The sequence below is a fragment of the Arcicella gelida genome (genome assembly GCF_034931025.1).
Lineage (GTDB): Bacteria > Bacteroidota > Bacteroidia > Cytophagales > Spirosomataceae > Arcicella > Arcicella gelida.
This window is the reverse complement of the sequence record NZ_JAYGIL010000015.1, coordinates 59932-71754: the sequence shown is the minus strand read 5'-3', so window position 1 is coordinate 71754 and position 11823 is coordinate 59932. Positions and strand designations below refer to the sequence as shown.

Below are 11823 nucleotides of genomic sequence, written 5' to 3'. Positions count from 1 at the left end.
ATTTGTACTATATAAATCAGGGCTTTCCCCTGATTTAAAAATCAAGGGTTTACCCTTGGTTTTTGGAAAAATAGACAGGATTTTATTGAAAAAGAAGTACTAGATGCCTCAAAAGATGGATTGCAGAAAATATCCATTCTTATTGGAAAAACTACTCTCAATAAAAAAAGTAAAGCTAATTATCAATAATACAATTTTTGTATCATCAATCTTGAAAAGAAATAGAAAAAGTCACCTTTTCTGTAGAACGAGTTTCCAACTCGCTTATTCACATCTTTTACGAGTTGGAAACTCGTTCTACAGAATAAATATAAGTGTAGGTTAAAACAAAAAAATCCCACAAGCTGTAAGATTTTGCTCGTGGGATTTTTCAAATTACTTAATTGACGATTAAGCTGTAATCTTCTTTAAGTTACCAAAACTTGTCGTTAAATTATCAATTGGTGATGGCGCTCCATCTTGTTCAATGAAAAGATGTTTTACGCCAGCTGTATCAGCAGCCGCAAAAATTGACTTAAAGTCAACAATTCCTGTTCCTACTTCTACAGGCAACAGGGTTTCTTTGTTCAAATCTTTTACGTGAAATAACGGAAAACGACCCGGATGTTTAGCAAATAATGCTGGAATATTTACGCCAGCTTTCGTTGCCCAAGCTAAATCCAATTCAAATTTCAATAAATCAGCACTGATTTGTGAAGTGAAAATATCGAAAGGTAATTGTCCATCTACTTTTTCAAATTCAGCTGTGTGGTTATGGAAAATAAAAGTAAGTCCTGCTTTTTTACAAGCCTCTCCTGCTTTCTGAAGAATCTCTAACGACGATTTAATATCTTCCGATGTCTTCACAGGAATACTCGCACATACCAAATACTTTGCACCGCCTTCTGCTACTTCGTCAACTACCTGCTGAGTATCGTTCATTAACGATTTCATTGGTGGCATTCTTTTCAACATTTCAGCATTCGGATTTACGGGCGCTCCTGGTTTTGGAGCTGGCATTCTGAAAGGAGCACCCATAATATGGTGTGCTTGCCAAGTCATACCCAAATCACTTACCACAGTGGCAAATTCCTTTGGCTTCATGCCGTAGTATCCACCTTTCATACTGAAAGCCGATTCTATTTCTTTATAACCAATTCCAGCAATTTGCTTCAATGTTCCTGTTACATCTTTGTCGATTATCGACATCGTTGTGAATAACTGTACTCCAAAGTTTTTAGGAGTAAGTTTAGTAGCAAATGCGTCCGCCAAATTCGGCATTAGCATTCCACCAAGTGCTAAAGCACCTGTATTTTTAAGAAAGTCTCTTCTGTTTTGCATAGTTACAGGTAATGTTTATTATCAAATCTCTAATGGCAAGTCGTTTTTGTTGTGTTTAGTTTTGCAGAATCAAATATTATGTAAAATTGGATACAAGAGTGTTTACAGATATTTATTGACATCGCCTGCCCTAAGGCAGGCATGAGTCGAAATTTATAGTTGTACTTTATTTCTTTATGGGTAAATTGTCAATCTAATAATTCTGGTTTCAATACATTATTTCAACAGCAATTGTTACTTCTAAAATAACCTTAGAATATCATGATTCAATAATGACAATAGAGTTATCTGAATTCATACTTTCTCTTTTCATAATTTGCCCCAACATTTGTCAAAAACCTGAATAACAAAGTGCTAGAAAAAATACTCAAAAAAAATCATATTTATTTTTCCAGATTAAATAGTATTAAAATTATTGTATCATTACGGTACAATGATAATTGAACCTTTTTATCTTACCAAATTTTTCTTTACATTTATCAAAATTTCGCTTAAACATCTCAAAAAAGCTTATGAGTACTCTAATTAGTTCTGTTGACTATCTTCCTGGCATTTCGATTGACTGTGTGATTTTTGGATTTCACGACAATCAATTGAAAATATTATTACTGAATTTTAAAAGTACAGATTGGTTAGCTGTTCCGGGTGGATTCATCAAAGAAAGTGAAAATTTAGAAGAGGCAGCCCAAAGAATTTTAGAAGAACGTACAGGTTTGACGAACATTTACTTAGAACAATTTCATGTATTTGGCGATAGAAATAGACGTGATAACGAAGTAATGAAATCTGCAATGGCAGCAGGTGGAAATATTATTGGTCCCGACCATTTTTTGATGAGACGCTTTATTTCGATTGGTTTTTATGCTTTAATAGATTTTACGAAAGCAACACCAACACCAGATGTGCATTCTGATACTTGCGAATGGTATGATATTAAAGAAATCCCCACTTTGGTTTATGACCATTCATTAATGGTAACAAAGGCTTTAGAAACTTTACGCTTTTTTCTGGATGAAAAACTGATAGGTTTTAATCTTTTGCCAGAAGTATTTACCATGAATGATTTGCAGAATTTATACGAAACTATTTTAGATAAAAAATTACTTCGCACCAACTTCCAACGCAAAATGCTAAGTTTAGGAATTTTGGAAAGATTAGATAAAAAAATGACGGGTGCAGCCAACAAAGCACCTTACTTGTATAGATTCACTGGAAAGTAATTTATTTCCTTACTGCTATAAAAGAGAACAGGCTTGCCGTAGAACAGCAAGCCTTTCTTTTTTTCAATCAAAAACACAACTTTACGTGTGTTTCAGACTGACTATATCTTAAAGAAATAATCAATGTTACTTCTTAATATTTTTATTCTTTACCGAATTCACCTACTGCTCTAATTTCGATGTCTTCGCTTACTACTGCTGATGGCATTCCACCTACACCAAAGTCAGTACGTTTGATAGTTCCTGTTAACTTAAACCCAGCAATTGGCTTTTGAGTTCTGTTATTTTTACCAACACCGTTCAAAGTTAAATCAAGTGTTACTGGTTTTGTTACTCCTTTAATCGTTAAATCTCCTGCTAATTTATATTTTTTTGCATCAACTTTCGTGATAGAAGTACTTTTGAAAGTCAATTTTGGAAATTTCTCAGCATCAAACATATCTGGTTTTCTCAAATGTCCATCTCTCATATCATTATCAGTAGCAACACTTGCAACATCTGCTGATAATTCAAAAACTGCATCCGTAAAATCTTCTTTTGATGAAGTAATGGTTGCATCAAAAGTTTTGAAATTACCATCTACTTCTGAAAGCATTAAGTGGGTTACTGTAAAGCCTACTTTAGAGTGTGCTTTATCAACATTCCATTTTTGAGCAAACGATGATGTTACTGATACAACAATGGTTGTTACTAGGATTGCGATTTTTTTCATTGTTTTAGATTGATTAGACTGGTTTATTTTAACGTTTGAATTTACAAATTTTATACTTAATTATTAGATTCCCCACCTTTTACGTCATCATTTTTAACAGATTTTGATTTTTTCTGCTCTACAAACTTCATGTTACCAATCTTATAACTAAACGTTAACTTGATATTTTGGTTATAAATATTGTTTACACTTTTCTGACTAAACTGTGCGGTATTCAACGTTGAAGTCATCGTCATTCCTCCAAAGAAATTCTCTGCTGCTAAGCCAATACTTCCTTTTTTGTTGTTGATATCTTTCTTTACACCAACAGAATACATTCCCATTCCATTTTGTGAACCTTGTAATTGTACTTGGTTTCCACGGTAACCACCAAATGCTTGAACGCCCCAACCGTTATTTAATTGTATTTGTGATGAAATTCTTCCACCAATTGTAAAACCTGAGTTACTAATTAGTGAATAACCGCCTGTTGCATTCGCTGCTTGTCCATCTAAGTAATTATAGTAAATATCTACTCCTCCGTTCAACGACCATTTCGGTGTGATGAAAGTATTTCCAAAAATATTCGCTCCGTATGTTTGCTGCTTACCGATATTTTGGAACGTTGTTACGATTGCCCCAACCAAAGTATCTGATGGTGTACTAATTCTTACAATTGAATTATTTGTCTGACGACCGAACACCGATACATTCAAATACGTTCTGTTGATATTTTTACTCAAACTTAGCTCAACATTATTAGTAATTTCTGGTTTTAAGCTCGGATTACCAATCGTGATATTTTGTGCGTTTGAAGCATTGAAGTTAGGGTTCAATTGCTGTAAACCTGGGCGTTGGATACGGTTATTGTAAGCCAATTTCAATGTTGCTCCACCTAAACTTTTAGAAATATTAATACTCGGTACTAAATTTCCATAAGAAGGAATATTGATTGAATTCTTATCCGTATTAGCATCAATTGTTGTGTATTCGTAACGTGTTCCTACTTTGAAAGTATATTTATTCTTGGTTGAATATGTATAAGAAACATACCCTGACGAAATCATTTGCTTGTAATTCAATAAGCCAGAAGGATTTTTTGCATCTGTACTATATCCGCCTGTGCTACCTGCGAATAAATATTGATAGTCGCTATCTACTTGACGAGTAATGCTTTTTAAACCTACTTCAAACATTTGGTTTTGTTTGATTGGTGTTTGGTAATCTGTTTGAAGTGTAATCTCACGGTTGGTATTACCGTTAATGTTTCTCTGACGGCTCAATAATTCACTAGCTCCGTTCAAAATATTAGCATCAAAATTATTTGTTAAATTATTTTGGCTGTATTGTGTAGAAATCGACCACTCTTGCTGTGGTTTGAATGTTTTGATATAGTCAACATTTACATCTACCGAGTTTGATAAATCTTTGCTATCAACATCTCTGTAAGAAGTAGATGCTAGTGAACTGTTTGAAAACAATCTTGTAATATAATCTTGGCTACGTTCGATATTTCTTGTACCAAAAGCTACAGAAGCATTAATTGATTGACTTTTTGAAATTTCATAATCGAAACCTAAATTATATCTTCCAAAAAGACCATTGTCTTTGGCATCAGAACTTTGTTGTGTTAACTGTGTAACGCCATCTCTTACGGTTGATTGCTCTAAAGAAGTAGCTGATTTATTGTAGAATAATCTTCCAAAACCACCCAAAGTAATCCCTAATTTACCGCTACGATAGCTACCGTTTAATCCTAAGTTTGAAGCACGAAGCCCTACTCCTGAATCAACATTCAATGTTAAGCCTTCGATAGATGATTTTTTCGTGATGATATTGATAATCCCTGCTGAACCTTCAGCATCATATTTAGCCGACGGCGAAGTAATTACTTCTACTGTTTTAATTAAATCTGCAGGAATCATTTTCAAAGCATCTGCAATACTACTTGCTACAATAGTTGAAGGCTTATTGTTGATTAATACTTTAATGTTGGTAGTTCCTCTTAACGATACGTTTCCATCTAAATCTACCGAAAGCATTGGTACTTTTTTCAAAATATCCGAAGCGTCTCCGCCTTTTGCTAACATATCTTTCTCGGCATTATATACTAGGCGGTCAACTTTTTCTTCAATCAATGCTTTTTCAGCCGTAACTGTTACTCCATCCAACATTTGAGAAATTGGTGCTAATTTCAACACGCCTAAATCAATGTCTTTCCCTTTTTCTACTTTAATATTATCAATGGTTTTACTTTCAAAACCGATGAACGAAATCATTAATTTATAATCACCAACAGCTACTTTCGTTAATGAAAATTTTCCTTTTTCATCTGCCATTGTACCATCAACTGGCTTTTTTGTAACTTTATTAATTAATGAAATATTGGCAAATTCTACCGCATTAGTTGCTGTTGAATCAATGATAAAACCTGAGATTTTAGAATTTCCCTTTGGAGTATTGATTTCAAAACTTGGAGCTGCTTGTTGTTGAGAAGTTTGTCTTCTACCATTTCCATCTCCACCGCCTCCGTTTGGCGGTCCTCCAAATTGAGCTAATGCGATTTCACTACTTGTGAAAATGATTAGGAATAATGTTAATAATTTTTTCATCGTCGTAAAATATTTGATTGTATCGAAAACGCTTTTGATTTTTTGTCTTTGTGAATTTCTTGCTACAAAACAAATACAATAAAATGAAAGGAAAATTAGCGATAGACAATCAAGGAAGGAAAATCGACGAATCGGATACTAACACGATAAAGAGGAATTGTCGGGATTTCGAGGTGAATTATCGGATAAAATAGAGGACTCATCCAATAGTTTAGACAATTGGAGTACTTCAAGCCTATCAGAGGCATATATGTTATTTTTTTTATAGAAATTTGAGTTGAACTTATACCAAATTGATTATCATACATTATAAAAAATATGCAAGCTTATATTCAACGAAACAGAATTTTACTCATACATTTGTCTTTCTGGTGTGTGTATTTCTCTTTCTTTTATTATCAAGTCAGCTTCACCAAACCCGGTGAAGACCCAGATTTAGTAGAAGCTTTGGTTACTTCCGTACTTCACGTAGGTTTTGTAGCTTTAGTGGCTTATATCAATTATTTTATTTTCCTTCCACGTTTTCTAAAGAACAAGAACCTTGTAGCTTATTTGTTTGAATTCCTTCCACTTTTTGCCATTATGATTACGGCATATATCTATGTAAAAAGGTATCAAATGGCACATAATGAACATATCGGTTACTTTTATAGCTCGAAATTTGTTGTTCAACAAGCTGTAGGAACATTTTTCATTGTCATTTTCGTAGGGATGTTAAAGTTTGCAGAAGATTGGTTGGAACTTGAAGCCAAACGCAAAGAAGTAGAAAACGAAAAATTAACGGCTGAACTTACTTTTTTGAAAGCCCAAATCAATCCGCATTTTTTGTTCAATACGTTGAACAATCTGTACTATTTAGCATTTACCAATTCGCCAAATACTACAGAAGTAATTGCTAAATTATCACAAATGATGCGTTACATGATTTATGATTCCAATCATGCGAAAGTATTGCTGAGTAAAGAAATTGAGTACATCGAAAATTATATCAGTCTCGAAAAACTACGATTGAACAACCAAATTCCAATTAGTTTTGAAATTGAAGGAAACATCACACAAGCACAAATTGTCCCCTTAATTCTGATTACTTTTCTGGAAAATGCCTTCAAACATGGCGTAAGTAATAATTCTACCGATGCCTTTATTTCAGTAAAATTATTGGTGAACAATGAGTCGTTGATTTATACGGTAGAAAACAGTAAATTGAAGTCTTCAAATCATGAGAAATCGGGTATTGGTTTAAGAAATGTTAGTCGTAGATTAGATTTGAGCTACGCTAATAAATACCAATTAGACGTTGAAGACGGAGAAACGGATTATAAAGTAAAATTAACGCTTATGATTTAATGAATTGTGAATGAGCGATTGAGTGATTTTTAGTAGCTTTTCAAATTATGTTTTTACATAAATGGTGTGGGTAGCGGCAAACCCTTGCGGTTGCCTCAAACATAACGGCAACCGCAAGGGTTTGCCGCTACATAAATAACATAAAGATGTCTAGTAATCAGAAAAGCTATTAAAAACTCAATCAATCACAATTCGCTAATTCATAATTCACAACTCAAAACTGTCAATTCAAAAAGATGCCCCATACTTGTATCATTGTTGAAGATGAACCTTTGGCTCGTAGTTTAATGGAAACTTACGTGAAAAAAGTACCGTATTTACAGTTAGTACAGTCTTTTTCAGACCCATTAAAGGCTTTAGATTTTCTTAGAGACAATACGGTTGATATTCTTTTCTCGGACATACAAATGCCTGAGATTACTGGCATTACTTTGTTAAAGATTTTACAGAAAAAACCTTTAATCATTCTCACCACGGCTTATTCTGAATACGCTATCGAAGGCTATGAATTAGATGTATTAGATTATTTATTAAAACCAATCACTTTTGAAAGATTCTTAAAATCTGTTGAAAAAGCTTCTTTACGATTGAATACGACAGTTTCTGTTCAACAACAACCACAAGCACCTGTCATACAAGAGAAGGTAATCAAAGAAGTAATCATCAATAAAACAGATGCAACACAAGCTTTTATTTTTGTAAAAGATGGTACAAAACTGGTGAAAATTCGCTTGTCGGAGATTATGTATATTGAAGGTTTGAAAGATTATGTTACGATTTACACCACACAGCAGAAAGTAGTGGCTTTGCAGACGCTCAAAGCTTTAGAAGCTCAATTGCCCGAAACACAATTCGTCAGAATACACAATTCTTATATCGTAGCTTTAGAATGGATAGAATCTGTTCACCGAGAAAAAGTACAAATCGGCAAAGTATTTTTACCGATTTCTGATACTTATAGAAAGGCATTTAAGGAGTTTATTGAAAGATGATGTTAATTTGAAAATTTGATGATTTGGAAATTTGAAAATGAGAGATTTGAAACATTATATTTCATTTTCAAATCTTCAAATTTCCAAATCTTCAAATTATTACCTAAGAAATTCCTCAAACCATCTCCCCGATTCTTTGACTATTCTTTGTTGGGTTTTGAAATCTATGTGAACTAAACCGAATCTTGGTTTATAACCTTCAGTCCATTCGAAATTATCTGTCAGTGTCCACGCCAAATAGCCGTTTATATTTACTCCTTCTTGTTTTGCTTTCAAAATATGTTGCAAATAACTTTGGTAGAAAGCTATTCTTTCGCTGTCGTTAATCTTTCCTTCAATCAATTCATCTTTAAAAGCCGCACCGTTTTCCGTCACCATGATTTGTTTGATGTCTTTGTATTCTCCAAACTGTTTCAAAATATTGTACATTCCATCAGGCGACACTTCCCAACCCAAGTCCGTTACATTATCAATCTTTCTAGTTTTGGGTTTTACTTCAAGAGCCTTCAAATAAGGAATCCAAAAAGCACTTTTCACTACCAATTTAAAGTAGTTCTGTACGCCAATAAAGTCGAAATCAAAAGCCAGTTTCTCCATATCACCCGCATGAACATACTTTTTTATCATATTTTGAAGAAAAGGCAATTCATGCACAGGATAACCCAAACCCAAAGTAGGTTCAAGAAATAAACGATTCAATAAAGCATCAATGCGTTTGGCTGCTCTTTTATCATTTTCATTATCGGTAAAAGGCTCAATAAATGAACATGAAAAAGTAGTACCAATTACTGCTTCTGGTACATTTCTGCGGATAATTCTTCCACCTTCAGCTTGGCACATTGCTACGTGATGCACGGCTGGTAAGAAATTCCTCATTCCCAAACGTCCGGGTGCATGATAGCCCGTCATATAACCCAAACCTGTAAAACCTGCGGGTTCATTCAGGACTAACCAATACTTTACTTTGGCAGCAAATTCACGAGTAACGACTTCGCAGTAATCCGAAAACCAGTCGATAATATCACGGTTTGTCCAACCGCCTTTGTCTTCTAAGTTTTGGGGTAAATCCCAGTGATAAAGCGTAACGTAAGGTTCTAATCCGTTTTCTAAACAGCAGTCTATTACTTGATGATAAAACTCTAATCCAGCCTGATTTACCTTGCCAGTACCATGCGGCAAGATACGTGTCCAAGCAATAGAAAAACGGAAAGTATTAAAATTGAGCGATTTTGCCAGTAAAATATCTTCTTCAAAACGATGGTAGAAATCGCAAGCGATTTTAGCGTTTTGCTGATCTTTTATTTTATTCTTTTTGTGTGAAAACTTATCCCAGATAGATTCTCCTTTGCCATCTTTATCCCAAGCACCTTCGTTTTGGAAAGCAGCCATGGCTATTCCCCAAGCAAAATCTTTCCCGAAAGCTTCCTTTGAAAAAGTATTTGCTTGCACAACTGTAGTGGGCGACAAACTAATATATTGATTCTCTTGCATTTACACCTAAAATTTTGGGTTGCAAAAGTAAGTATAAAAATCGTTATTGTTATGTTAAATTTTTGGAGGGGAAATTGAGCGGAGTGCCATTACAATAGGTTTTCCTCATTATTTTTCAATAATTCACTATTAATCTTGTCTTTAATTTTACCTATTGATAAAATATCTTTAGCAAGTTTAAATACTTCTGTAGTTGCAACGACTGGGAAACCATCATTGTTGGCTTGAAAATGTGGCTCAGAATTAACAATAGCTTTTTGAATAAGAATAGGATGTTTTCGAGGATTAAATCCTCCTTTAATTGTTTTGCCTACAAAAGGCTTCCATTCATTACATACTTCTAAACCTTCAAAATCTGGTTTATCATTTTCTTGATGATAATATAGCCAAACCTCAAAACATGGATTACTTTGAGCAACATTCCAATTTGTTTTGTTATCACAATAAGCTCTTAATCCCATTAATTGAGGCTGACGGCTACTAGTCTTGTCTTCATCTGTATCTAAAACAATCCATACTTTATCACCTTCTCTGTAATCATATTTAGGTTCTAAATTCTCATTACTTTTTATCAGAGAATTTTGTGCTAATAGCAACAAACCTTTAGGAGAATTATCATCACTTGAATCTAACTCATGTACAATAAGATTCAATCTTGAATCAATGCCTTCGAAGTACTGAAAATACTTGAATTCTCTATCTTTACCCTCACAAAAGATGTAGATTTTTGTGGCACTTCTTTCAGGCTCTTCTCTATTAAATGGTCTGTTCCTCAGTAACATTATGATGCCAGTTTAAGTCATGTAAATTTCCTAAAAAAGGGATTGAGCCGTATCTTCCATTTAAGTACCCTTTTTGAATATCAATTGTTTTATGTTCCTTAAAAGCACTCAAAGAGTACAAATCAGTATTTCCAGAATCATCTTTTTCAGCAAACCAAATTTCGTCTTGTCTGAAAATTTCTTGGTCTAATAAATTGGATTCATGAGTTGTGAATATAAGTTGTCCTTTTGTTTCCGTATCTAAGGAGAACTTTTTAACCAATTCTTTAATCAACAAAGGGTGGATACTTCTTTCAATTTCATCAATTACATAGACTTTATTCTTACTAATTAGTCCTTCAAAGGCTGGTGTGAAATCTAATAATCTGGTAGTCCCATCAGATTCTTCATTCATATCAAATGTAACAATCATTGAATCTGCACCTTTATGACTCAATTGTATTCTTTTTACAAAAATCTGATTACCTTCTTTAACGAAATTTAACTCTTCACCACTATTAAAGCGACGAGAAAGCATTTCATTTGGTGCTTCGTCTATCTTTTCTATAATTTTATCAATCTCATTTTGGTCATTTTTGCCAAAATAATCTTCAATGGCTATCTTTTCTATTGATAAATCTGTGATGCCAATATTAAAGGAACACATTACTTTATCCACAAATTTTTTAAAATCAGCATCTAAATCTATACGTTGTGGCAACGCAGTTGCCTTAGAACCAGGCATAATAATAGTTAAAGATTTTTCAAACCATTCAAATGCTTTTTTTACAATTTTGAGGTTTTCATTATCTCTATTGGCAAGTAATTTTAAAATAGGCTTATTAGGTTTTACAAACTCTTGAAGTAAAACTTCTTTTATAATTTGAATTCTTTCATCCTTCTCAAATTTTTCTGAAAATTTAATAGTGGTTTTCTCTGCTGAATCTGTTTTTCTTTCATAAATTAAAATATCCCCTTTCACTCCCATTCCAGATTCATATAATTCTTCAGTTAAAACAATCCCATTTTTTATCTCTATTCCATAATAAAAAGTACTATCATTCTGCATAAACTCAATTGCAATCAATTGAGGAGTCTCTGATTTATTCTCTTGAAACTTGAATTGTCCATTTTTTAATTTTGATGGAATGTGTTCTTCTAAAATCAAATATTTCAGCATGGCTAACCCATGAATTAGATTAGATTTACCCGCTCCATTCGCTCCATATATGGCAGATAGTTTCAATACTTCAAAGTCTTGAAATTTATAAATATGTTCTTTCAGAGTTCCTAATCGTTTGTTAGGGAACAGATTAAATTCTTTCTGTTTACCGAAAGACAAAACATTATTTAATACAAATCTGATCAGCATATTCGTGAAATTTTCAC

The 11823-nt window shown here is 33.4% G+C and carries 9 protein-coding genes; 3 read left to right on the top strand and 6 right to left on the bottom strand.

Features of this window, described 5'->3' with window-relative positions:
• Positions 1 to 390: 390 nt before the first annotated feature.
• Positions 391 to 1320, bottom strand: a complete 930-nt coding sequence (locus VB776_RS13425; RefSeq protein WP_323330475.1) for a sugar phosphate isomerase/epimerase family protein — start codon at positions 1318 to 1320, stop codon at positions 391 to 393.
• 512 nt (positions 1321 to 1832) lie between these two features.
• Here VB776_RS13425 and VB776_RS13420 point away from each other — a divergent pair.
• Positions 1833 to 2540, top strand: a complete 708-nt coding sequence (locus tag VB776_RS13420; RefSeq protein WP_323330473.1) for an NUDIX hydrolase — start codon at positions 1833 to 1835, stop codon at positions 2538 to 2540.
• 142 nt (positions 2541 to 2682) lie between these two features.
• Here the strand turns inward: VB776_RS13420 and VB776_RS13415 are convergent, their stop codons facing one another.
• Complete coding sequence (locus VB776_RS13415) at positions 2683 to 3252, bottom strand: YceI family protein (RefSeq protein ID WP_323257206.1); 570 nt, start codon at positions 3250 to 3252, stop codon at positions 2683 to 2685.
• Between the two features lie 56 nt (positions 3253 to 3308).
• On the bottom strand, positions 3309 to 5843 hold the full coding sequence (locus VB776_RS13410) for a TonB-dependent receptor domain-containing protein (protein ID WP_323330471.1): 2535 nt from the start codon (positions 5841 to 5843) through the stop codon (positions 3309 to 3311).
• Between the two features lie 318 nt (positions 5844 to 6161).
• Between VB776_RS13410 and VB776_RS13405 the strand changes: the two genes are divergently transcribed.
• Positions 6162 to 7190, top strand: coding sequence for a sensor histidine kinase (locus VB776_RS13405; RefSeq protein WP_323330468.1), 1029 nt, complete (start codon positions 6162 to 6164; stop codon positions 7188 to 7190).
• Positions 7191 to 7426: 236 nt separating this feature from the next.
• Positions 7427 to 8182, top strand: a complete 756-nt coding sequence (locus tag VB776_RS13400; protein ID WP_323330466.1) for a LytR/AlgR family response regulator transcription factor — start codon at positions 7427 to 7429, stop codon at positions 8180 to 8182.
• Positions 8183 to 8281: 99 nt separating this feature from the next.
• On the opposite strand, the gene VB776_RS13395 is transcribed toward VB776_RS13400, so the two are convergent.
• From VB776_RS13395 to VB776_RS13385, 3 genes are all read right to left on the bottom strand, one after another.
• On the bottom strand, positions 8282 to 9673 hold the full coding sequence (locus VB776_RS13395; RefSeq protein ID WP_323330463.1) for a GH1 family beta-glucosidase: 1392 nt from the start codon (positions 9671 to 9673) through the stop codon (positions 8282 to 8284).
• Positions 9674 to 9762: 89 nt separating this feature from the next.
• On the bottom strand, positions 9763 to 10455 hold the full coding sequence (locus VB776_RS13390) for an RloB family protein (RefSeq protein ID WP_323330461.1): 693 nt from the start codon (positions 10453 to 10455) through the stop codon (positions 9763 to 9765).
• Positions 10430 to 11806, bottom strand: a complete 1377-nt coding sequence (locus tag VB776_RS13385; protein WP_323330459.1) for an AAA family ATPase — start codon at positions 11804 to 11806, stop codon at positions 10430 to 10432. Before VB776_RS13385 ends, VB776_RS13390 begins: the two co-directional genes overlap by 26 nt.
• Between the last annotated feature and the right edge of the window lie 17 nt (positions 11807 to 11823).

What these genes read in the sequence shown, in the direction of transcription:
- VB776_RS13425 (WP_323330475.1), bottom strand. Translation starts at nt 1,320, where the DNA reads ATGCAAAACAGAAGAGACTTTCTTAAAAATACAGGTGCTTTAGCACTT.
- VB776_RS13420 (WP_323330473.1), top strand. Translation starts at nt 1,833, where the DNA reads ATGAGTACTCTAATTAGTTCTGTTGACTATCTTCCTGGCATTTCGATT.
- VB776_RS13415 (WP_323257206.1), bottom strand. Translation starts at nt 3,252, where the DNA reads ATGAAAAAAATCGCAATCCTAGTAACAACCATTGTTGTATCAGTAACA.
- VB776_RS13410 (WP_323330471.1), bottom strand. Translation starts at nt 5,843, where the DNA reads ATGAAAAAATTATTAACATTATTCCTAATCATTTTCACAAGTAGTGAA.
- VB776_RS13405 (WP_323330468.1), top strand. Translation starts at nt 6,162, where the DNA reads ATGCAAGCTTATATTCAACGAAACAGAATTTTACTCATACATTTGTCT.
- VB776_RS13400 (WP_323330466.1), top strand. Translation starts at nt 7,427, where the DNA reads ATGCCCCATACTTGTATCATTGTTGAAGATGAACCTTTGGCTCGTAGT.
- VB776_RS13395 (WP_323330463.1), bottom strand. Translation starts at nt 9,673, where the DNA reads ATGCAAGAGAATCAATATATTAGTTTGTCGCCCACTACAGTTGTGCAA.
- VB776_RS13390 (WP_323330461.1), bottom strand. Translation starts at nt 10,455, where the DNA reads ATGTTACTGAGGAACAGACCATTTAATAGAGAAGAGCCTGAAAGAAGT.
- VB776_RS13385 (WP_323330459.1), bottom strand. Translation starts at nt 11,806, where the DNA reads ATGCTGATCAGATTTGTATTAAATAATGTTTTGTCTTTCGGTAAACAG.